At 72.4% G+C, this 20,915-nt stretch carries 18 protein-coding genes and 1 pseudogene; 8 read left to right on the top strand and 11 right to left on the bottom strand.

Features of this window, described 5'->3' with window-relative positions; genetic code table 11:
* On the top strand, positions 1–1,155 hold a 1,155-nt coding region (locus IEZ11_RS45530), incomplete at its 5' end, for an FG-GAP repeat domain-containing protein (protein ID WP_189268963.1).
* Between the two features lie 487 nt (positions 1,156–1,642).
* On the opposite strand, the gene adh is transcribed toward IEZ11_RS45530, so the two are convergent.
* The 7 genes from adh to xylB form a co-directional block, all read right to left on the bottom strand.
* A complete protein-coding gene (adh, locus tag IEZ11_RS45525; protein WP_189268962.1) occupies positions 1,643–3,166 on the bottom strand; it encodes an aldehyde dehydrogenase in 1,524 nt (507 codons plus the stop codon).
* Between the two features lie 96 nt (positions 3,167–3,262).
* Complete coding sequence (locus tag IEZ11_RS45520) at positions 3,263–4,519, bottom strand: GAF domain-containing protein (RefSeq protein ID WP_189268961.1); 1,257 nt, start codon at positions 4,517–4,519, stop codon at positions 3,263–3,265.
* Between the two features lie 128 nt (positions 4,520–4,647).
* A complete protein-coding gene (locus IEZ11_RS45515) occupies positions 4,648–5,250 on the bottom strand; it encodes an N-acetylmuramoyl-L-alanine amidase (RefSeq protein WP_189268960.1) in 603 nt (200 codons plus the stop codon).
* 54 nt (positions 5,251–5,304) lie between these two features.
* Complete coding sequence (locus IEZ11_RS45510) at positions 5,305–6,318, bottom strand: acetamidase/formamidase family protein (RefSeq protein ID WP_189268959.1); 1,014 nt, start codon at positions 6,316–6,318, stop codon at positions 5,305–5,307.
* The gene (locus IEZ11_RS45505; RefSeq protein WP_189268958.1) at positions 6,315–7,802 is read right to left on the bottom strand and encodes an APC family permease; all 1,488 of its coding nucleotides are present in this window, start codon (positions 7,800–7,802) and stop codon (positions 6,315–6,317) included. Before IEZ11_RS45505 ends, IEZ11_RS45510 begins: the two co-directional genes overlap by 4 nt.
* 177 nt (positions 7,803–7,979) lie before the next feature.
* Entirely contained in the window at positions 7,980–9,188 is a 1,209-nt protein-coding gene (locus IEZ11_RS45500; protein WP_189268957.1) for an ROK family transcriptional regulator, read from the bottom strand.
* A 34-nt stretch (positions 9,189–9,222) separates the two neighbouring features.
* Positions 9,223–10,668 carry a xylulokinase gene (gene xylB / locus IEZ11_RS45495; RefSeq protein WP_189268956.1) on the bottom strand — a complete coding sequence of 482 codons (1,446 nt, stop codon included), beginning with the start codon at positions 10,666–10,668 and terminating at the stop codon, positions 9,223–9,225.
* A 214-nt stretch (positions 10,669–10,882) separates the two neighbouring features.
* On the opposite strand from xylB, the gene xylA reads away from it, so the two are divergent.
* Both xylA and IEZ11_RS45485 read left to right on the top strand, forming a co-directional pair.
* Complete coding sequence (xylA, locus tag IEZ11_RS45490; RefSeq protein ID WP_189268955.1) at positions 10,883–12,049, top strand: xylose isomerase; 1,167 nt, start codon at positions 10,883–10,885, stop codon at positions 12,047–12,049.
* A 358-nt stretch (positions 12,050–12,407) separates the two neighbouring features.
* Entirely contained in the window at positions 12,408–12,734 is a 327-nt protein-coding gene (locus tag IEZ11_RS45485; RefSeq protein ID WP_189268954.1) for a hypothetical protein, read from the top strand.
* Between the two features lie 14 nt (positions 12,735–12,748).
* Here the strand turns inward: IEZ11_RS45485 and IEZ11_RS45480 are convergent, their stop codons facing one another.
* Complete coding sequence (locus IEZ11_RS45480) at positions 12,749–14,092, bottom strand: esterase-like activity of phytase family protein (protein ID WP_189268953.1); 1,344 nt, start codon at positions 14,090–14,092, stop codon at positions 12,749–12,751.
* Between the two features lie 378 nt (positions 14,093–14,470).
* Here IEZ11_RS45480 and IEZ11_RS45475 point away from each other — a divergent pair, with 378 nt between their 5' ends.
* Positions 14,471–14,653, top strand: coding sequence for a tail-anchor membrane protein (locus IEZ11_RS45475; protein WP_189268952.1), 183 nt, complete (start codon positions 14,471–14,473; stop codon positions 14,651–14,653).
* Positions 14,654–14,713: 60 nt separating this feature from the next.
* On the opposite strand, the gene IEZ11_RS45470 is transcribed toward IEZ11_RS45475, so the two are convergent.
* The gene (locus IEZ11_RS45470) at positions 14,714–15,553 is read right to left on the bottom strand and encodes a hypothetical protein (protein ID WP_189268951.1); all 840 of its coding nucleotides are present in this window, start codon (positions 15,551–15,553) and stop codon (positions 14,714–14,716) included.
* Between the two features lie 161 nt (positions 15,554–15,714).
* Positions 15,715–16,020 (bottom strand): hypothetical protein, encoded by a 306-nt coding sequence (locus IEZ11_RS45465; RefSeq protein ID WP_189268950.1) that lies wholly within the window; start codon positions 16,018–16,020, stop codon positions 15,715–15,717.
* A gap of 244 nt (positions 16,021–16,264) precedes the next feature.
* Here IEZ11_RS45465 and IEZ11_RS45460 point away from each other — a divergent pair.
* Positions 16,265–16,404 (top strand): annotated as a pseudogene (locus tag IEZ11_RS45460) (alpha/beta fold hydrolase); the annotation flags it as partial.
* Here the strand turns inward: IEZ11_RS45460 and IEZ11_RS45455 are convergent.
* Complete coding sequence (locus IEZ11_RS45455) at positions 16,401–17,000, bottom strand: class I SAM-dependent methyltransferase (protein WP_189268949.1); 600 nt, start codon at positions 16,998–17,000, stop codon at positions 16,401–16,403. The pseudogene IEZ11_RS45460 and the gene IEZ11_RS45455 sit on opposite strands and share 4 nt — an antisense overlap.
* Positions 17,001–17,150: 150 nt before the next feature.
* On the opposite strand from IEZ11_RS45455, the gene IEZ11_RS45450 reads away from it, so the two are divergent.
* Genes IEZ11_RS45450 through IEZ11_RS45440 form a run of 3 tightly spaced genes read left to right on the top strand, consistent with a single transcriptional unit; the run spans position 17,151 to position 20,904 of the window.
* Complete coding sequence (locus tag IEZ11_RS45450; RefSeq protein ID WP_189268948.1) at positions 17,151–17,924, top strand: MHYT domain-containing protein; 774 nt, start codon at positions 17,151–17,153, stop codon at positions 17,922–17,924.
* Between the two features lie 38 nt (positions 17,925–17,962).
* Positions 17,963–20,470 (top strand): sensor histidine kinase, encoded by a 2,508-nt coding sequence (locus tag IEZ11_RS45445; RefSeq protein WP_189268947.1) that lies wholly within the window; start codon positions 17,963–17,965, stop codon positions 20,468–20,470.
* Positions 20,467–20,904 carry a roadblock/LC7 domain-containing protein gene (locus tag IEZ11_RS45440; protein ID WP_189268946.1) on the top strand — a complete coding sequence of 146 codons (438 nt, stop codon included), beginning with the start codon at positions 20,467–20,469 and terminating at the stop codon, positions 20,902–20,904. Before IEZ11_RS45445 ends, IEZ11_RS45440 begins: the two co-directional genes overlap by 4 nt.
* Positions 20,905–20,915: the final 11 nt, after the last annotated feature.

Here is a 20,915-nt window from a genome sequence, read left to right as displayed (position 1 = left end):
AGGGCTGATTATTGGGTGCTTAATGACAACGGGTCGGTCGATGTGTGGTTGAACACCGGTACGACCACCTGGACCCCGCTCGGGCAGATGGCGTCCGGAGTAGGGCAGCCGGCCGGCAACATCCGATTCGCTGACATGAACTGTGACGACAAGGCTGACTACGTAGTGCTGACCAAGTCAGGCAGCCTCTACGTGTGGCTCAATACCGGGACGACCGACTGGACACCACTGGGGCTCCACGCGGCGGGAGTGGGACAGCCAGGAAGCCAGATCCAGCTGGCCGACGACAACGGCGACGGCCGGGCCGACTATTTCGTCCTGAACCAGAACGGTGCGGTCGACGCCTGGCTCAACGTGGGCGGAGGTGATACCAGCGGACCCGGCTGGCTGGCCCAGGGACAGATCGCGTCCGGCGTCGGCCAGCCTGGCGCCAACGTTCGCCTCGCTGACTACAACGGTGATGGCAGGGCTGATTATTGGGTGCTTAACGACAACGGGTCGGTCGATGTGTGGTTGAACACCGGTACGACGACCTGGACCTCGCTCGGGCAGGTGGCGTCGGGTGTCGGCCAGTCGGCAAGCAAGGTCCGTTTCGCTGACTACAACGGTGATGGCAGGGCTGATTATTGGGTGCTCAACGACAACGGGTCGGTCGACGTGTGGTTGAACACCGGTACGACCACCTGGACCCCCCTCGGGCAGATGGCGTCGGGTGTCGGCCAGCCTGGCGTAAATGTGCGTTTCGCTGACTACAACGGTGATGGCAGGGCTGATTATTGGGTGCTCAACGACAACGGGTCGGCCGACGTGTGGCTGAACAGCGGTACGACGACCTGGACCCCCCTCGGACAGGTTGCCCCTGGCATCGGGCGGACCTCACGCGGCGTGGTACTGACCGACCTCAACGCCGACGGGCGCGCGGACTACCTCTACCGCGATGACGAAGGGGCAGTTGAAGCCTGGCTCAACACCGGTACGCCGCAGTGGTCGGCCCAAGGCGAGATCGCCACCGGTATCGGCAGTGCGGGCCTCGGCGACATCGTCGCGTTCGCCGACGTGAGCGGCGACAGTCGGTCGGACTACCTGCTCATCACCCCGGAGGGAGCCATCGACGCCTGGCTCACGGTCGGGGCCTACGGCCTCGCCCTGACATAGGGCCGGCGCCGCTCCCTTGAGTGATCTCGACGGGACCGTGCCCCGGCTCCGTGGCCGATGACCACGTAGCCGGGGACGCGTTCCGGGGCAGTCGCGCGCGGCGGCGATGACCGGTGTGGCGGCGTTCCCCCTGGCAGCTCGCGTCGCCGGTCGTGGTCGCGGAGGCCGACCACGGCGCCGAGTACCGTGCCGGCCTGGTCGAACGGGGGCACATGTACGAGACCCGCGAGTTCAGTTGGCGTGACCCGATCCTGCTGCAGACCCCATTGAGCAGTCCATGAATGAGTGGCAGCGCGTCAGTCAAGGTGACGTACCCGAGGGCTGAACCGGGGGTTTGGTCCGTGACTGGTCCGGAAGTACTGGTCAGGAAGGGTGCAGTGGTGGGAGGAATTGGGAGTTGGCGTGCAAGCCGGGCTCGGTCGAGGGCAGGTTGAGCGAAGGGCGCCTGACGGGTGAAAGCCCTGGTCAGGCGCCCTTTTCCGTGTCTCTAGAAGAAGCCGAGCTTCTTCGGTGAGTACGACACGAGTAGATTCTTCGTCTGCTGGTAGTGCTCCAGCATCATCTTGTGTGTCTCGCGGCCGATGCCCGACTGCTTGTAGCCGCCGAACGCCGCGTGCGCCGGGTACGCGTGGTAGCAGTTCGTCCACACCCGGCCCGCCTGGATCGAACGGCCCGCGCGGTACGCGGTGTTGATGTCACGGGTCCATACGCCCGCGCCGAGGCCGTACAGGGTGTCGTTGGCCATCTTGATCGCGTCGTCGAAGTCGTCGAAGGACGTCACCGAGACGACCGGGCCGAAGATCTCCTCCTGGAAGATCCGCATCCGGTTGTCGCCCTCGAAGATGGTCGGCTGGACGTAGTAGCCGCCCTTCAACTCGCCGTCGTAGTCGATGCGTTCGCCGCCGGTGAGGATCCTCGCGCCTTCCTGCCGGCCGATGTCCAGGTAGGAGAGGATCTTCTCCAGCTGGTCGTTGGAGGCCTGGGCGCCGATCATCGTGTCGGTGTCCAGCGGGTGCCCCGGCTTGATCAGGCGGGTGCGGGCGACCGCCGCCTCCATGAACTCGGCGTAGTGGCCGCGCTGGACGAGGGCCCGGGACGGGCAGGTGCAGACCTCGCCCTGGTTGAGCGCGAACATCGTGAAGCCTTCGAGGGCCTTGTCGCGGAAGTCGTCGTCGTGCGCCCAGACGTCGTCGAAGAAGATGTTCGGGGACTTGCCGCCCAGTTCGAGGGTGACCGGTTTGATGTTCTCCGAGGCGTACTGCATGATCAGCCGCCCCGTGGTGGTCTCACCGGTGAAGGCGACCTTGGCCACCCTGGGGCTGGACGCCAGCGGCTTGCCGGCCTCCACGCCGAACCCGTTGACGATGTTCACGACGCCCGGCGGCAGCAGGTCCGCGATCAGGCTCATCCAGTAGTGGATGGAGGCCGGGGTCTGCTCGGCCGGCTTGATGACGACCGCGTTCCCGGCGGCGAGGGCCGGCGCGAGCTTCCAGGTCGCCATCAGGATGGGGAAGTTCCACGGGATGATCTGCGCGACGACGCCCAGCGGCTCATGGAAGTGGTACGCCACGGTGTCGTCGTCGACCTCGCCCAGCGAACCCTCCTGTGCGCGGATCGCCCCCGCGAAGTACCGGAAGTGGTCGATCGCCAGGGGGATGTCGGCGGCCAGCGTCTCGCGCACCGGCTTGCCGTTCTCCCAGCTCTCGGCGACCGCGAGCGGTTCGAGGTGGGCCTCCATCCGGTCGGCGATCTTGAGGAGGATGTCGGAGCGCTCCGTCACCGAGGTACGGCCCCAGCCCGGCGCCGCCGCGTGCGCCGCGTCCAGTGCCCGCTCCACGTCCTCGGCGGTACCCCGCGCCACCTCGGTGAACGGCTGCCCGTTCACCGGCGACGGGTTCTCGAAGTACTGCCCCCGGACCGGCGGCACCCACTCGCCGCCGATGAAGTGGTCGTAGCGCGCCTGGTAGGAGACGATCGCGCCCTCGCTGCCGGGCGCCGCGAAACGGGTCATGGTGGCCTGCCTCCTTGCAGATGCGCTGCCCGCCGTTGGGCAGCTCTCGGCGCGGAGGCTAGAGGAGCGGACGTTGCGGGCACGTTGCGCGGCAGGTCAGCCGACCGGCGCCGCGAGCTCCGCCTCCAGAGCCGCCAGCCGGGACCGTACGACCGCCGTCGGCCGCACCGCCGCCAGCGCCCGCCACACCTCGACGTCCTCCTCGCCCCACGGCGCGTGCGCCCACTCCGCCAGCAGGTCGGGATCCTGGCACCCGATCAGCGCGGCCCGCAGCCCGTCCGCCAGCCGCCGCCTGAGCCGTACGATCGCGGGCGCCTGGGAACCCGGCAGCAGCGGCCCGGTGTACGCCCCGGCGGCCGCCGTCACCGCCCCCGCCTCCAGCCGCCGCTCCACCACGGCCGCGTCCGACTCGACCGGCGCGGCCAGCCGGTACGGCCGGGAGGCGAGCAGCCCGGGGCCCAGCAGCCGGCGCAGCCGGACCAGTTCCGCCCGCAGCGTCACCGGCGTCACCGACTCGTCCTCGTACAGCGCGCACAGCAGCTCGTCTCCGGTCAGCCCCTCCGGGTGCCGGGACAGCAGCACCAGCAGCTCGCTGTGCCGACGGCCGAGCCTGATCCGGCGCCCGTCCAGCCGGAGTTCGGCCTCGTCACGGCCGAGCGCGGTCAGCGCGGGCGCCTCGTCGGCGGGCACCGGCGGATCGAGCAGCGCCAGCTGCGACTCGGCGGCCCGCGCGACCGCCTGGACGAAACCCAGGCTGTGTGGATGGGCCAGCCGGTCGCCGCCGGTGATGTCGACAGCGCCCAGCACCCGCCCGGTGCGCGGATCGTGCACCGGCGCGGCCGCGCACGTCCACGGCTGCACCCGGCGGATGAAGTGCTCCGCCGCGAACACCTGCACCGGCCGGTCCACGGCCACCGCCGTCCCCGGCGCGTTGGTCCCGACCGCGGCCTCCGACCAGCGGGCGCCCGGCACGAAGTTCATCCGGTCCGCCCGGCGCCGGGTCGCCGGATGCCCCTCGACCCACAGCAGCCTGCCGTCCGCGTCGCACACCGCCAGCAGATGCTCGCCGTCCGCCGCGAACGTGCCCATCAGCTCCCGGAACAGCGGCATCACCCGGGCCAGCGGATGCTCCGCCCGATAGGCCCCGAGGTCACCGTCCGTCAGTTCCACCCGCGCCGCGCCGTCCGGCCCCACCCCCGCCCGCGCGGAACGCCGCCACGACTCGGCCACCACGGACCGCACCGGGCGCGGCACGGTGCCCGCCGTGGTGAACGTCTCGTGTGCCCGGCGCAGCACCCGGACGCGCTCGGCAGGGTCGGCCCCCGGCTCCAGGGCCACCCAGGGATCGGTCAACTCGGCCTCCCGACGGCGATGCGGCTGGGGACATCGTCACTCGGGGTGTCCGCGCCGACAACCGTTTCGACCGGTCTCACTTCAAGGGCCGGTACATCGGCCTCGCCTCGCAGACCGCCGCACCGGTCTCAGTCCGCCTGGCCGACCAGCGTCATGTAGCGCACCCAGTCCCAGTGCTTCCCCGGATCGGTGTGGTCGGTCCCCGGCACCTCGACATGGCCGATGACATGGTTCCGGTCCTTCGGGATGCCGTATCTGTCACAGACGGACGCCGTCAGCCGCGCCGACTCCTTGTACAGGGCGTCGGTGAAGTACTCCGGCTTCTCCACCCAGCCCTCGTGCTCGATGCCGACGCTCCGCGTGTTGTAGTCCCAGTTCCCCGCGTGCCAGGCCACGTCCGACTCCCGCACGCACTGCGCGACATGCCCGTCGGCCGACCGCACCAGGTAGTGCGCCGACACCCGCTTCTTCGGGTCCTGGAAGATGGACAGCGTGCCGGCGTACGACTGCTGCGTGACATGGATGATCACTCGGTCGATCGTGTAGTCGCCGGGCCGCCCGGCCGCCGTCCGGTTCTCGCTGCTCGCCGCCTGCCACTCGGCCGGCGCGTAGTCGACGACACCGGTCCGCGCGCCCGCCCGGCCCGCGGGGAGCAGCGCGTACGGGACGGCGGCGAAGGCGGCGCCCTTCAGGAGCCGTCGCCTGCTGGGGAGCGGTCGTGCCCGGTCCATGGATGGGGTGCCTTTCGGAAGCGTGCTCGAAGCACGGGGGGAGTCGAGGGGCGGTCAGCGGCGCAGGGCCGTCGCCGTCTCGCGCAGTCGCGCATGCAGTCCGCGGTAAGTCTCGCGCGCGGGCAGCCACTCCTTGCGGAGCTTGGCCACGCATGTGTAGTTGGTGTCGCACACGTTGGCCAACGGCGACTCCACCGTCTGGGTCGCGTACTGGTACGCGTCGAGTTCACCGAATCCGTAGTCGCGCACCAGCCACTGCACCAGGTCGAGCTGCGAGATCCGGAAGGCGTCCTCCAGCGGACGCGCCGACCCGGTCGAGATGATGTGGGTGTCCGACTCCAGCCGGGGCCACGGCGTCGCGATCCCCTTCAGCAGCTCCACGATCACCACCGTGTTCATCGCGCACTCCACGGCCACCCCGCAGGTCTCGCCCTCGCCCTGGCGGGCGTGCCCGTCGCCGAGGCTGAGCAGCGCGCCATCGACGTTGACCCCGAGGTAGCAGGTGACACCGGCCCGCATCTCGGGCGTGTCCATGTTCCCGCCGTGCGCGTCCGGCACCAGGGCCGAGCGCACCTCCAGATTCGCGGGGGCCACCCCGACCGTGCCGTGCATCGGGTCCAGCGGCAGCTCCAGTTCGATGTCGCCTTCGTGCGCCCGGAACAGGGCGGTGCGCCGAGCGCGGTCGAGCTCCCAGATCCAGACCTTCTCCGGCAGCGGCGGCTGGAGGGTGGCCGTGGTGTGTGTCGAGGTGAGGGCACCGAACAGGGGGACCGTCGTCGACGCCGCCCAGTCCCGGGCCGGTTCGATCGACACGAAGTGCACGGCGACGGTGTCGCCCGGCTCCGCGCCCTCGATGTGGAAGGGGCCGGTCTGCGGGTTGAGGAACGGGAACTCGCACACCTCGGACACCAGGTCCTTCTCGGACCGCACCCGTCCGGCGAAGCAGTCCTCCGTGTACAGGTCGAGGACCGTGCCCGGCGCGATCCGCGCCACCGGCGGCGCTCCGCCGAACGTCCAGGCGTATTCGTCCGGTTCGGGACGGACGGTGAGGATCCGGGGGTCGGTCATCGCGGTGTTGCTCCGTTCTGCGGGGCGGCGGTGCCTGAGGTGTCCTCTTCGATGTGGACCCGCGCGGTCTCGGCTATGCGCTCGGGGTGACGCCGGATCAGTACCAGGAGGACGACCGCTCCGACCGCCATCCAGACGCCGACCACCGGACCGGCGTACGAGACCGGGGCGGTCAGCTTCGTCACGAAGTCGAAGGCGGGCAGACCGGCGGCGGTGAGCAGGGCGGGGACGAAGGCCACGATGCCCAGCAGGGGGAGGAGAAGGTGCCGTACGGGCTTGAGGGACGGGCGGCCGCGACGCAGGAAGTAGCCAGCGCAGGCCAGGTTGACGACGATGTACACGCCGATGACGACCGTGACGATCACCGTGGCCAGCAGCAGGAACCCGGTCACCGGGTCGTAGCCGAACCCCAACCCCAGCACGGCGCCGACCGCGACGACCGTCTGCACCGCGATGCCGGCGACGGGGGAGCGGTACCGGGGATGGAGGGTGGCGAGGACGCGCGGCAGGACCCGGATGCGGGCCAGCGCGAATGCCGTCCGAGTGGAGACGTTGGCGCAGGCGTTGGCGTTGGCGATCGTCGAGTTCACCACCGCGAGGAACACCAGCACCCAGAAGAGTCCGAAGGAGGCACGGGCCACGCCCTCCCAGGACGCCTCGCCCGCCGCCCCGAAGGAGGCGAACCTGTCGGGGCCGAAGTACACGGTCATCGCATAGGTCGTCAGCACGTAGAACAGGCCGATCCCCAGGGCCGCGCCGAGGACCGCGCGGTGCATCGTGCGGCGCGGGTCGCGGGTCTCCTCGGCGAGCGGCGCGGCCGCCTCGAAGCCGGCGAACGCCAGCACGGTGTAGACGGAACCGGCGAAGACCCCGCTGACCCCTCCGTAACCATGCGCCGTGTGCGAGGTGCCGAACACGGAGAGGGTGTTGTGACCGCCGGCCCTGATGACCAGCCACCCGGCGAAGACGAGGAACACCGCGATCTCGAACACGCCGAGGACCGTCCCGAACCGGGCCGAGGCGCGCACCCCCAGATACCCGGCGACGGCGATGACGGCCGCGCCGGCCAGCGCCCAGGGCCACCACAGGTCGGCCGGACAGGAGGCCCACTCGTCGTGCAGGGTCCCCGCCACGGTGAACCCGAGCTGGAGCAGCAGCAACGGCGGAACCAGCGCCTCCACGAACACATAACCCCAGCCGACCAGGAACCCCACGGCCGGATGCAGCCCCTGCGCCGCGTACGTGGCCACCGAGCCCGCGGCGGGCAGCTCCCGGGCCAGCTCGGCCACGCAGGACGCGGTGAACAGGCAGGCCACCAGAGCGATCAGCACGGCCAGCGGCAGACTGCCGCCGGCGAACGCCGCCCCCGAGGGAATGGACGCGGCGACCGCGGCGGCAGGCGCCATCGCCGTGACGCTCTGGAACAGCACCTCCCGTAACCCCACCGCATCCCGCCGCAGCCCCACGGCCGCCTCTGCAGACATACGTCCCCCCGATGTGCGTGATTCCCTCGTTCCGGCGGATGCCTCGCGTGAATCACGGTACGGCGCTCGCGGGTTGGGCAGAAGAGCGCCCGATGGTTCCGTGGACGGGGCGGGGACTGTGGACAACTCCCTCACTCGGACGAGTGAAAGGGGAGGCGTGAGGCGGCCGTGCCTCGGTCAGAGCCGCTCCGCCACCGTCGCCGGATCGTCCAGGACGGCCCGGACCACCGAGTGGGCCGCGCCCAGCAGGGGACCCTCGTGGCCCAGGCGGGAGACGGCGACCGGGCAGGCGGGACCTGTCGTACGGTCGGCCAGTTCGGCTTCCAGGGCCGGGAGGAGCCAGGGGGCGAGGCCGGCCAGGGCGCCGCCCAGGACCACGGACTCGGGGTCGAGGAGGTTGACGGCGCCGGTCAGGGCGATGCCCAGGGCCGTGCCGGCGTCGTGCAGAGCGCGTCGTACGCCTTCGTGGTCCGCGCCCGCCTGCCGCGCGAGCAGGCCCACCGCGTCCTCCCGGGATTCGAGGCCGGCCGCGCGCAGCACCGCCTCCTCGCCGGCGTACTGCTCCAGACACCCGCGTCCGCCGCAGGCGCAGCGCGGCCCGTCGGGACGGACCGGCACATGGCCGAGTTCGCCCGCGAAACCGCGTTTGCCGCGCAGCAGTTGTCCGTCCACGACGACGGCGGCACCGATGCCGATCTCCGCGGACACGTGCAGGAAGTCACGCGGCGTGGCATCCCCGAGCCACAGCTCCGCCAGGGCGCCGAAGTTGGCCTCGTTGTCCACCGTCAGCGGAAGACCGGTGGGCAGCAGCGCGCCCAGGTCGGTGCCGTGCCAGTCGAGGTTCGGGGCGTGCACGACGGTGTGCCCGTCGCGGGCCACCAGACCGGGGACGGCGACCGCGAGACCGGCCGGCCACAGGCCCTCCCGTTCCGCGTCCGCCACGACCCGCCGGACCAGCCCGGTCAGCTCCTCCACCACCGGGCCCGGGTTCCGGCCCCGGTTCGCGCCGTGCCGCACGGCACGAGCCCGTACCGCGCCGCGCAGGTCCACCGCGCACACGGCGAGATGGTCGACCCCGACCTCCGCCCCGATACCGGCCGGGCCGTGCCCGCTCACCGCGAGCGCCGAACCCGGCCGCCCGACCCGGCTGGGCCGCTCGGGGCCGAGTTCCTCCAGGAGCCCCCAGCGGATCAGCTCGTCGACGAGCGTCGACACGGCCGCTCTGGTGAGGCCGATACGGGAGGCGACCGCGGCCCGCGACAGCGAGCCCTCCGCACTGACCGCGTGCATCACGCGCGCCAGGTTGCGCCGCCGCATGCCCTGCTGGGTGTCCGGCAGGGCACGGCCGGTCGCCGTCGGGCGGGTCTCGTGCGGCGGTGCGGTCATGCCTCCCTCGATCCTCTGGACTGTCCCGTGCCGGTCAGCGGTCCTGCGGCGCCCGCTCCAGCAGCGGGGCCGCGTCGGAGAGTACCCCGGAGATCCTGGCCAGCGTCGCCGCGTCCCGCTCCACCGCGTCCAGCACCGGCCCCGCGGCCGTGTTCCAGCGCCGTGCCACCGCCGCCGGGTCCTCGCCGGTGAGCAGCCCGGCCGCCTGCGCGGCCGCGCCGAGGGCGACCAGTTCCTTCGCCTCGGGCACCTGCACCGGTCGCCCCGACAGCCGCCGTACCGTCTCCTGCCAGGCCCGGCCCCGGGCGCCGCCGCCGATCAGCAGCAACGGGGTGGTGCGGTCGGCGTCCTCGTCGAGCACCAGGTCCAGGGCGCCCAGCAGGGCGTGCACGGCGCCGTCGTAGGCGGCCTGGAGGAGTTGGCCCGCGGTGGTGTCGTGGCGCAGGCCGTGCAGCAGCCCGGAGGCGTGCGGCAGGTTCGGGGTGCGCTCGCCGTCCAGGTACGGCAGCAGGGTCACCGAGGTGCCGGGCTCGACAGCCTCGCGGGCCAGGCCGAGCAGCGCCGCGACCCGGTCGACCGCGAGGGTGCAGTTGAGGGTGCAGGCCAGCGGCAGCCAGTCGCCGTGCGCGTCGGCGAAGCCCGCCACCGTGCCGGTCGGGTCGGCGGGCCGGTGCCTGGAGACGGCGTACACCGTGCCCGAGGTGCCGAGGCTCAGCACCGGGGTCCCCGGGCGCAGCCCGAGCCCCAGCGCGGCCGCCGCGTTGTCACCGGTGCCGGGCGCCACCAGGGTGCCCTTGGAGAACGGCAGGTCGTGACTGTCGCGCACGGTGCCGGCGATCTCGCCGGGACGGACCACCCGGGGCAGGAACGCCGGGTCCAGGCCCACGTGCGCGAGGGTCTCCGCGTCGTACGCCTCGGTCGCCGACGCCCACCAGCCGGTGCCGGAGGCGTCGCCGCGGTCGGTGGTGCCCTGCCCGGTCAGGCGCTCGGTGAGGTAGTCGTGGGGGAGCCGTACGGCCCTGGTCGCACGGACCGCCTCCGGCTCGTGCTCCGCCAGCCAGGCCCACTTGGTGACCGTGAACGACGCGCCCGGCACGCTCCCGGTGCGCTCCGCCCAGGCCTTCGGGCCGCCCAGCTCCTCGATCAGCCGCTGTGCCTGGGGCGCCGAACGGACGTCGTTCCACAGCAGCGCGGGCCGCACCGGCTCGCCCCGCCCGTCCAGCGTGACCAGACCGTGCTGCTGGCCGCCGATCGACACGGCCGCCGCCTCGTGCGCGGCGTCCCCGCACTGGCGAAGCGCCTCGCACAGCGCGTCCCACCACTGACGCGGATCACTCTCCCGGCCCACCCCGGTGGTCACCGTGTGCGGCGCCTGGCCGCTCGCCACCACCTCGCCGGTGGCGGCGTCGACGACCAGCGCCTTCGTGGACTGCGTGGACGTGTCCACGCCGACGACGAGCGGACCCTCGGCTGCTGACATCGGCTCTCCCTTTTTCCGCGGCTCGCGCGCCACTGACCTGCACTTTTCCCGGCCCGTCGGAGTGTCGCGACCCGGGTTTCGCCCTTCGGGGACATGGTGACCCTTCCCAGGGACGCGTCGGCATACTAATTTGTAAACCGCGATGACGAAATAGTCGGCACGACAGTCGTCCAGCGCAGACATCAAGCACAGCCCCCGAGCAAGGAGCCGCGGCATGAGCTTCCAGCCCACCCCCGAGGACAGGTTCACCTTCGGCCTGTGGACCGTCGGCTGGCAGGGAAGGGACCCGTTCGGCGACGCCACCCGCCGCGCCCTCGACCCCGTCGAGACGGTCCAGCGCCTGTCCGAACTGGGCGCCCACGGTGTGACGTTCCACGACGACGACCTGATCCCCTTCGGGTCCTCGGACACCGAGCGCGAATCGCACATCAAGCGCTTCCGCCAGGCCCTCGACGCGACCGGCATGAAGGTGCCGATGGCCACCACCAACCTCTTCACCCACCCGGTCTTCAAGGACGGCGCGTTCACCGCGAACGACCGTGAGGTGCGTCGCTACGCGCTGCGCAAGACCATCCGCAACATCGACCTGGCCGCCGAGCTGGGCGCCGAGACGTACGTCGCCTGGGGCGGCCGCGAGGGCGCCGAGTCCGGCGCCGCCAAGGACGTGCGGGTCGCCCTCGACCGCATGAAGGAGGCCTTCGACCTCCTCGGCGAGTACGTCGTCTCCCAGGGCTACGACCTGCGCTTCGCCATCGAGCCCAAGCCGAACGAGCCGCGCGGCGACATCCTGCTGCCCACCGTCGGCCACGCCCTCGCGTTCATCGAGCGCCTGGAGCGTCCCGAGCTCTACGGCGTCAACCCCGAGGTGGGCCACGAGCAGATGGCCGGCCTGAACTTCCCGCACGGCATCGCCCAGGCCCTGTGGGCGGGCAAGCTCTTCCACATCGACCTCAACGGTCAGTCCGGCATCAAGTACGACCAGGACCTGCGCTTCGGTGCCGGTGACCTGCGCGCCGCCTTCTGGCTGGTCGACCTCCTGGAGAGCGCCGGTTACGCGGGGCCGAAGCACTTCGACTTCAAGCCGCCGCGGACCGAGGACCTCGACGGCGTGTGGGCGTCGGCCGCCGGCTGCATGCGCAACTACCTGATCCTCAAGGACCGCGCTGCCGCCTTCCGCGCGGACCCGGAGGTCCAGGAGGCCCTTCGCGCCTCCCGCCTGGACCAGCTGGCCCAGTCGACCGCCGCGGACGGCCTCCAGGCGCTCCTCGCCGACCGCACGGCCTTCGAGGAGTTCGACGTGGACGCGACCGCCGCGCGCGGGATGGCCTTCGAGCAGCTCGACCAGCTGGCGATGGACCACCTGCTGGGCGCCCGGGGCTGACCGGGTGGAACACGCACGCGCGCGTGAGGGCCGCTTCCCAAGCGGACGCCCGCACGCGCGTGTGCCGTCACCTGTGCCCGCATGACCGTTTCGCGCCGGAAATGCTCCGGAATCATGCGGTCCATGGCATGAGTCCGTGCCAACTCCCGAGTGGGGCTCGCGCGATGACCGGAACGCGGTGACTCTTGGCGGTATGGCCATGCCGCCCGTACCGCCACGACCGCCCGGCCCGCCGGATGGCGCTCCGCCGCCCGGCGGAGGCTACGACCCGCCTCCTCACGGGGGTTTCGGACCGCCCGCGGGTGCCGGATTCGGAGCCCCGCCCGGCGGGCAGGAGTCGCCCACCGCGGTCGGCTGGATGCCACCGCGCTCACCGGAGCCGCCCCGTGGGCGCCGGGGCCCGTTGTTCGCCCTCCTGGTCCTGCTGGCGGCGGTGGCCGTTGTAGCCGTCGTTCTGATGGCGTCCGGCGGCGACGGCTCGACCGACGAGAAGCCGTCCGCGAGCAGCCCGAGCCCGTCCGGCTCCGGCCGCCCCTCGTTCAGCCTGCCGACGGAGCTGCCGAGCGCTCTGCCGTCGGGCCTGCCGAGCGAACTCCCGTCGCAGTGGCCCTCGGAGCTGCCGAGCGAGCTGCCCAGCGAGCTGCCGAGCGGCCTGGACTCCCTGCTGCCCTCACTGCTGGGATAACCACAGCCCTTCGCTCACAACCCCTTGGGCAGCCGCACGTACACCAGGGTCGTCTCGATGCCGCTGTCGACGAGGCGGCCCTGGGCGTCGAACGCGCCCGCGCCGTCGGTCATGCCGAAGTCGTTGTCGTTGATCAGGGCGAGCGTGTCGTGGTCCACGCGCGCGATGCCCTCGATCTTCAGCGGTACCCCGGTCACCGTGTTCAGGTCCACCACAAGACGCTTGCCGAGCACCGGGACGCCGGCCGTGACCGGGTCGTCCAGCTGCTCCAGCGACGGGGACGTGGTGTCGTCGTCGTAGACACCGCCGAGAATGTCCGACCTGCGGTCCAGCTTCACCAGCTCCAGCCGTGCCGCGTTGTCGGTGCGCTCCTCGACCAGCAGCCGGTCGCCGCCGACCGCCACGATCGACGAGATCTTCAGCTCGGAGGTGTCGTCCTCGCTCGGGTCCACCACGTTCACCGGGTCGAAGCGGTAGGCGTATTCGGCCGTGACCGACTTCTTCCGGGGCGAGAAGCGCAGCAGTCGGGTCGTGCGCGAGGCGTCCCCGGCGTCTCCGTCGGGCAGGGAGAGCGGGCTCTGGAGCGCCATCACGAGGTCCCCGCCGGGCAGCAGGGCCAGTCCCTCGAAGCCACGGTTGACCTTCCTGTGCAGGAAGACGGACGGCAGCGCCTCGACCACCGGGTAGTCGGCACCGGTGAGGTGCAGCCCCTTGGGCACGTAACGGGCGAGCACCTTCCCGCGCGTGGAGACGTGCACCAGCGACGGGCCGTACTCGTCGACGAGCCAGAAGGTGCCGTCCGCCGCGCGCACGATGCCCTCGGTGTCCAGACCGTTCGGGTTGTACGACAGCGCCGTCTTCGCGTCGTAGGAGTACGGCGCCTCGTCCCGGCCCGCCTGGTCGGACAGTCCGGTGACGGCCTTGCCGGAGGACGTGGTGACCGGGATCGCGTCGATCACCTCGATGGCGTCGCCGCAGACGCGGATCTTCACGATCGCCGGGTCGAAACCGGGCACCGGGAAGGTACGGCGCTTCTTGCCGTCCACCTTGATCTGGCCGTTGGGGCCGCGGTCGGTGACCGTCCAGTACTCGCCCTTGCGGCCGGCCGGGTAGATGTCGCTGCCGATACCGCCGAGGTCCACCCCCCGGTCGTTGTCCACACTGCCCGGGAGCAGCGCGTTGCTGAAGGCGCCGAGCGGGATGTCGCCGAGGGTGGCGGTACGGGTGACCTGCGCCGCGCCGGGCGACGAGGCCTCGGCCGTGCCCGCCGCGAGGAGGGCGGCGGCCAGCGCCAGGGGCAGACCCGTCGCGACGGAACGGTGGACGCGGCGGCGGCTGCCGGTGGCGTGCGGGGACATCGGACCTCCTGGTGGCAAATTCGTTGGCAGCGGCCAGAGTTGGGCCTCATGAGGAACAACGCCTGTCCGGTCGGTGAACGGAGGGCGGCCACGGCTCGGCGGATCGGCCGAGACGGCGAGAGCCGTCGTGTCCGCGGGGCCCGGTCGCCCCTGGACGTCCGACGCGGCGACCGACCGGGAGTGGTTACGCTGAGAGCGGGGCAGTTTCACAAGCTGTTCGACTCGGTACCCGTCCGCGCCCATCCGCGCCCGTCGGTACTCAGGGGCCGGTAGGGGTCGCTCGTCAGGGATGTCTCAGGGTCGCGGTCCGGAACCGCCGGAGGCGTGGGTCCGTTTTCAGATCAGAGAGCGGCAAGGGCCGCGAAGGAGGCGACGCTGATGTCGAAGAACGCGAAGATCGCCGCAGGGGGTGTGGCGGTCGGTCTCATCCTGCTGATATGGCTGCCCTGGTGGGTGACGTTCCTGATCGTGGTGGGCGTCCCGGTGGCCGCGTACCTCACCCTCGATCCCGCACAGCGGCGCAGGCTGCGCCGGGTCACGCGCAAGGAGATCGGCCGCTGAGCCGCCTGCCGGGGGCCGCGTGACCCGCCGCCCGGCGGCGGGCCACGGCCCCCGGAGAGCTCACAGGGGCCGTACGGCCATCTTGTCGAGGGCTTCCAGGAGGCCGGGGAGCTCGGGGCCCCGGCCGACCGGCAGGACCTCGCCGGGTTCCTCGTCCAGGAGCACGAAGGCGATGTCGTCGGTGCGGGCCACCAGCGACCAGCCGGGCCCGTCCGCGCGCAGCGTACGGGCGTCACCGGGCGCGAAGGAGGAGCGGACCCGGCCCAACGGCGGGGGCGTGTCCACGTAGGCCCGCGCCTCGGCCAGGACACGCCGGATCCCGAGGTGGCCCTTCGAGGCCGTCCCGGCGTCCGCAGCGGCCTCCTCGGACGGTTCCGGGGCCTCGGCCGCCGGTGCCGGGAAGTGGTCGTCGCCGATCTGTTCCCGCCAGATCGCCCACTGGAGGGCGATCTCGTCCGCCCCCAGCCGCCGCTGCGCCGGGCCCCAGGTGCTGGTGTCCGGCGGGGACAGCGCGGCCCGGTCCGCCATCTCCGGACCGGGGTCGTGCGGCGCGGGCACGTTCGGGGCCGACACGGCGACCGCCAGCGGCCAGCCGGGCAGGGCGGCGACCACCGTGCGTTCGCTCGGCGACAGGTCGTACTCCATGCCGCAGTCCCAGGACGCGATAGCCACGGCGACCAGCGAGACGTCGTCGATGACGACCGTCCAGCGGGCCCCCGCGCCGTCCTGGCCGAGCACCAGGCCGTAGCCGTCGGCGAGCGGCATCAGCTCCAGCGCCGCGCAGGCCTCCGGATAGTCGTCGCCCAGCACGCTCGGAAACTGCGCCGGCGTCAGCAGCACCGCCGTGAGCACATACAGTGCCTCGTCCGCGGCGACGGCCTCCTCGTCGGTCCCGGCCATCCCTGCCTCCCCAGTGGTTCGTCCAACGGCGCGCACCCTAGTGCGACGGGAAGGCCGTTGTCACGACCGGCCACCACACCCGGAGCTGCTGTTTTCCACCAGGACGGGGACGAAACGGCTTCGGCGGCGGCAAGAACGGAGATCTCGGCGTTACCCGAGGGTCACACCATGGGCAGTCCGAGGAGGTCGCGCGCCACCCTCGCCGGCGACTCGTCGCGCTCCCGGGCCAGGGTGAGCACGGCCCGGCATGCCAGCTCGCTCACCCCGAACGACAGCGCCTCCGGCGACACCCACCCCGCCGCCTCCTCGATCCGGTCCTGGTCGTCCTCCCCGCGGGCCGCGACATAGACGGCCGCCGCCTCGAACAAGTTGTGTGCCCGCCGCTCACGGCTCACACCCGACTCCCGCACCTGCGTGCTCTCGGTGCCTCGAAACCTGCCTGCGTACGTGCGGATCCGGTCGAACACCCGGGCCCCTTTCCCCTGTCGCTTCCGAACGCCTGCCTTCCTCTGTCGAACCTAGGGTTGAAGTTCCGGCAACAGAAGAGGGCACCGCCTGGGCGGCCTCGGCCTCGAGTGCGGCGGGGGTGGCGCGGCGGACCGGGTCGTCCACCTCCTCGGCGCGCAGCGCTGGTCGCCGTCGTACAAGAAGCTCGCGGGCTCCTCCAGGTGCCGGAGGAAGGCGAGCACCGTGAACCGTCCTCAGCGCCAACTCGGCGGCGAACTCGGCGGCGAACTCGCCGGGCGGGAGCCCCGGAGGCGCCGGGAGTGCGGGTGGTGACGGTGCCGGGCGCCGGGCACAACGCCATGTTCGACCGTCCCGACGCCTTCGCCGTGGCGGTCGCCGGCTAACGGCCCCGGACCGCCAGGGCCAGGAACCGGGCGTCCTCGTCCACGTACGACGTCATGCGCCAGCCCGAACCGGCCAGCAGCGGGCCCAGGTTGCCCTCCGCGCGCAGGTCGTCCGGCGTGATCTGCCGTCCCTGGCGCGCCGCCAGGGCGGACCGTCCGATGGGGTGGAACAGGGCGAGGGCGCCGCCGGGACGGACCACGCGCGCCAACTCCCGCAGGTTCTCCGCCGGACGGGGCAGATGGGCGATCAGGCCCGCGGCGAACACGGCGTCCAGGGACGCGGAGCGCACCGGCAGCGCGGCGACGTCGGCGAGCAGCAACCTCCCGTCGCGGTCCCGGCCGGCCCGCCTGGCGGCCTGGAGCATCGCCGGGGTGAGGTCCATCCCGAGGACCGCGCCGGCGGGGCCCACCGCCCTGCGCAGCGGCGGCAGGGCGCGCCCGGTGCCGCACCCCGCGTCGAGCACCCGGTCGCCCGCGCGCAGCCCCAGATCGGCGACGGCGGCCGCGTACGCGGGACCGTCGTCGGGGAACCTGGTGTCCCAGTCGGCCGCCCGGGCGCCGAAGAACTCCCGGACATGTGTGTGGTCATCGCTCATGGTCCGCATGATCCCTCACCGTCACGGAGGACGACCCTGTGCGCACGTTCGAGCGGGACGCGATCGTTCCGGTGCATCTCTGAGTCATATGGCAGCAGCTTTCGAAATGCGCCCCCTTTGTGCGCTCGTGCCCCCTAGCGTCCCTGAGCCATGGGACATCTGGACCACGCCACCTTCGGCTGGCTGACCCCCGTGCTGTCGTACGTCATGGCCTGCCTGGGCGCCGCACTGGGGCTGCGCTGCACGGTCCGCGCGCTCGGCAGCACCGGCCGCTCACGCCGTAACTGGCTGCTCACCGCGGCCTCCGCACTCGGCACCGGCATCTGGACCATGCACTTCGTGGCGATGCTCGGCTTCAGCGTCAGCGGCACCGACATCCGCTACGACGTGCCCCTGACCGTCCTCAGCCTGCTGGTCGCCGTGGTCGTCGTCAGCGCGGGCGTCTTCGCCGTCGGCTACAGCCGCGACCGCGGCCGGGCGCTCCTGCTGGGCGGCCTCACCACCGGGCTGGGCGTCGCCAGCATGCACTATCTCGGCATGGCGGCCGTCCGGCTGCACGGCACCGTGCGCTACGACCCGATGCTCGTCGCACTCTCCGTCCTCATCGCCGTGGTCGCGGCGACCGCGGCCCTGTGGGCCGCGCTCAACATCAGGTCGCCCGTCGCGGTCACCCTCGCCTCCCTGGTCATGGGAGCGGCCGTGAGCAGCATGCACTACACCGGGATGTTCGCGGTCAGCGTGCACGTCACGCCCTCCGGCAGCCACCTGCCCGGGGCCACGGCGATGCAGTTCATCTTCCCCCTCGCCGTCGGCCTCGGGTCCTATCTGTTCCTCACCTCGGCCTTCGTCGCGCTCTCGCCCACGGCCGGCGAGCGCGAGGCGTCCGCCTCGGCCCAGCGGCCCGTCGCGGGCGCCGCACGCTGACCCGGCACCCGCCCCACCCTCTCCCGAGCGAGGAGGCCATGCGCACACCCCGTAGGACCCCCACAGCAGGCCCGGAGACACCGTCACCGCGGCCGCCGCGCGGCCGCCGCGCACACGCCGGACCACCGGCCGACGAACCGGCCGACGACCTCGACGGCACCGCCGCGGACCAGGCGCCCACGCGCCCGGGAGGCTGGCGGATCCGCCCACGGACCGTGCGGGCCAAGGTCGTCTGCCTGTTGATGGTGCCGGTGATGTCCCTGCTCGCCCTGTGGGCGTACGCCACGGTCACCACGGCACAGGACGTCTCCCGGCTGCGCCAGTCCCAGCGCGTCGACGCCGCGCTGCGCACCCCGGTCGCCGCCGCCGTCGCCGCACTCCAGGCCGAGCGGGCCGCCGCGGTCCGGTACGCGACCGATCCCGCCGCCGAACAGACCGCCGACCTCCAGCGGCTCGGCACCCGTACCGATCAGGCCGTGGCCGGTCTGCGGCTCGGCAAGGACAGCACCGTCGCCGACAGCGAGGAACTGCCCTCCGGCGTCGCCGAACGCCTCAAGGCCTTCGTCACCGGCGCCGAACAACTGCGCACTCTGCGGCGGGCGGTGCAGAACCGCGGTGCCGGCTGGGACGCGGCCTACGGGCAGTACACACAGGCCATCGCCTCGGCCTTCGCCGTGGACGGCGCCCTCACCGGCATCCAGGCCGACGACATGGGCTCCGACGCGCGCGTACTGCTCGAATTCTCCCGCTCGGGCGAGGCGCTGGCCCAGGAGGACGCGGTCCTCGGCGGTGCCCGGCTGGCCGGTGGTCTCGACGGCAGGCGACTGCGGCTGTTCACCGGTGCCGTCGACACCCGCCGGGTCCTCACCGACGCGGCCGTCGCCGATCTGCCCAGTGCCCAGGGCACCGCCTGGCACCGGCTCGCCGACGGCGACGACTACGCCGCGCTGGGCGCCGCCGAGGACCGGATCCTCGCGAGCCCGTCCGGAGCCAGGGCGGTCCGAGCAGTCCCGGAAACCACCTGGAACACCGCGCACGCGCGCGTGCAGGACGGCATGCGGAACCTCCAGGCCGACACGGCACGCGCGGTGGCGGGCCGGGCCGATCCGTTCGCACGCGGTCTGCTCACGCCGGCCGGCGCCGCCGTCCTGTTCGGTCTGCTCGCCGTGGTCGCCTCCCTCGTCATCTCCGTACGCATCGGGCGCGGCCTCGTCGTCGAGCTGGTGAGCCTGCGCAACAGTGCTCTGGAGATCGCCCGCCGCAAGCTCCCCGAGGCGATGCGCAGACTGCGGGCCGGCGAGGAGATCGACGTCCGGGCCGAAGCGCCGCCGGGGCCGGCCGCGGAGGACGAGACCGGACAGGTCGCCGAGGCCCTCGGCACCGTGCACCGCGCCGCCCTGCGCGCCGCCGTGGAACGCGCCGAACTCGCCAGCGGCATCTCGGGGGTCTTCGTCAACCTCGCCCGCCGCAGCCAGATCCTGGTCCACCGCCAGCTGAGCCTGCTGGACAGCATGGAGCGCCGCTCCGACGATCCCAGCGAACTGAGCGACCTCTTCCGCCTCGACCACCTCACCACCCGTATGCGCCGCCACGCGGAGAGCCTGATCATCCTCTCCGGGGCCGCCCCGGGCCGGGCCTGGCGGATGCCCGTGTCCCTCACCGACGTCGTACGGGCCGCCGTGTCCGAAGTCGAGGACTACGCGCGCGTGGAGGTACGGCAGCTCCCCGAGGCGGCGGTCATCGGGACGGCCGTCGCCGACCTCACGCATCTGCTCGCCGAGGTCGTGGAGAACGCCGCCCAGTTCTCGCCGCCACACACGCGCGTACGCGTCACCGGAGAACCCGTCGGCAACGGCTACGCCCTGGAGGTCGAGGACCGCGGGCTCGGCATGGGCCAGGACACCCTGGCCGAGGCCAACCGGCGCATCGAACAGTCCGAGACCCTCGACCTGTTCGACAGCGACCGGCTCGGCCTGTTCGTGGTCAGCAGGCTCGCGGCCCGCCACGGCATCAAGGTCCATCTGCGCACGTCCCCGTACGGCGGCACCACCGCGGTGGTGCTGCTGCCGAAGGTCCTGCTGCACGGCGGTCCGGCGGAACGTTCCAGCCGTCCGGCGGCCGACACCGGACAGACAGCGGAACGCGCGTACGCGCGCGTGCCCGGTGCCGCCCTCCCGGAGCCCGCCCCCGTCGGCCGGCCCGTCCTCGCCGTCACCGCCCCCGCCGCCCCGCGCCCCGCGCCCGAACCACCGCCCCCCGGAGTCACCACCTTGAGGCCGCACCGCCCGTCGCACGACTCCGATCCCTCCGACGAGGAGCTCCCACGTCGGGTGCGACAGGCGAGCCTCGCCCCCCAACTGCGCGATCCCCGCACCGAGGAGCCCACGCCCGCCCGCGGCGGTGACGAGCGCACTCCCGAACTCGTCCGCGCCCGCATGACCGCCTACCGCGACGGCTGGGCGCGCGGCGGAGGCAGACAACCCGGCCGCGGAGCCGCCCCGCGAACCGAAGACGGCAGTGACAGCACCGAAGGAGACCGCCCATGATCCAGGACCCGACCACGAGGGCAGACCGGCGCTCCGGCGAACTCGACTGGCTGCTGGACGACCTGGTGCTGCGTGTCACCGAGGTGCGGCACGCCGTCGTGCTGTCCAACGACGGCCTCGCCGTCGGCGCCTCGACCGGCCTCAAACGCGAGGACGCCGAGCACCTCGCGGCCGTGGCCTCCGGATTCAACAGCCTCGCCAAAGGCGCCGGACGGCACTTCGGGGCCGGTGGGGTCCGCCAGACCATGGTCGAGATGGACGACGCCTTCCTCTTCGTGGCCGCCGCGGGCGACGGCTCCTGCCTGGCGCTGCTCACCGACGCGACCGCGGACATCGGCCTGGTCGCCTACGAGATGGCCCGCCTGGTCAAGCGCGTCGGCGAGCACCTCTACACCGCGCCGCGCATCGCCGCCCGGCCGCCCGCCGCCGGCTGAGCCGGAAGACC

The sequence above is a fragment of the Streptomyces fuscichromogenes genome (genome assembly GCF_014645815.1).
Taxonomy (GTDB): domain Bacteria; phylum Actinomycetota; class Actinomycetes; order Streptomycetales; family Streptomycetaceae; genus Streptomyces; species Streptomyces fuscichromogenes.
The sequence above is the reverse complement of the archived record's forward strand: the minus strand, read 5'-3'. Positions and strand labels throughout refer to the sequence as shown.

What these genes read in the sequence shown, in the direction of transcription:
- IEZ11_RS45485 (WP_189268954.1), top strand. Translation starts at nt 12,408, where the DNA reads ATGCCACCGCGCTCACCGGAGCCGCCCCGTGGGCGCCGGGGCCCGTTG.
- IEZ11_RS45515 (WP_189268960.1), bottom strand. Translation starts at nt 5,250, where the DNA reads ATGGACCGGGCACGACCGCTCCCCAGCAGGCGACGGCTCCTGAAGGGC.
- IEZ11_RS45470 (WP_189268951.1), bottom strand. Translation starts at nt 15,553, where the DNA reads ATGGCCGGGACCGACGAGGAGGCCGTCGCCGCGGACGAGGCACTGTAT.
- xylA (WP_189268955.1), top strand. Translation starts at nt 10,883, where the DNA reads ATGAGCTTCCAGCCCACCCCCGAGGACAGGTTCACCTTCGGCCTGTGG.
- IEZ11_RS45505 (WP_189268958.1), bottom strand. Translation starts at nt 7,802, where the DNA reads ATGTCTGCAGAGGCGGCCGTGGGGCTGCGGCGGGATGCGGTGGGGTTA.
- IEZ11_RS45475 (WP_189268952.1), top strand. Translation starts at nt 14,471, where the DNA reads ATGTCGAAGAACGCGAAGATCGCCGCAGGGGGTGTGGCGGTCGGTCTC.
- IEZ11_RS45480 (WP_189268953.1), bottom strand. Translation starts at nt 14,092, where the DNA reads ATGTCCCCGCACGCCACCGGCAGCCGCCGCCGCGTCCACCGTTCCGTC.
- xylB (WP_189268956.1), bottom strand. Translation starts at nt 10,668, where the DNA reads ATGTCAGCAGCCGAGGGTCCGCTCGTCGTCGGCGTGGACACGTCCACG.
- IEZ11_RS45450 (WP_189268948.1), top strand. Translation starts at nt 17,151, where the DNA reads ATGGGACATCTGGACCACGCCACCTTCGGCTGGCTGACCCCCGTGCTG.
- IEZ11_RS45500 (WP_189268957.1), bottom strand. Translation starts at nt 9,188, where the DNA reads ATGACCGCACCGCCGCACGAGACCCGCCCGACGGCGACCGGCCGTGCC.
- IEZ11_RS45445 (WP_189268947.1), top strand. Translation starts at nt 17,963, where the DNA reads ATGCGCACACCCCGTAGGACCCCCACAGCAGGCCCGGAGACACCGTCA.
- IEZ11_RS45455 (WP_189268949.1), bottom strand. Translation starts at nt 17,000, where the DNA reads ATGAGCGATGACCACACACATGTCCGGGAGTTCTTCGGCGCCCGGGCG.
- IEZ11_RS45510 (WP_189268959.1), bottom strand. Translation starts at nt 6,318, where the DNA reads ATGACCGACCCCCGGATCCTCACCGTCCGTCCCGAACCGGACGAATAC.
- adh (WP_189268962.1), bottom strand. Translation starts at nt 3,166, where the DNA reads ATGACCCGTTTCGCGGCGCCCGGCAGCGAGGGCGCGATCGTCTCCTAC.
- IEZ11_RS45440 (WP_189268946.1), top strand. Translation starts at nt 20,467, where the DNA reads ATGATCCAGGACCCGACCACGAGGGCAGACCGGCGCTCCGGCGAACTC.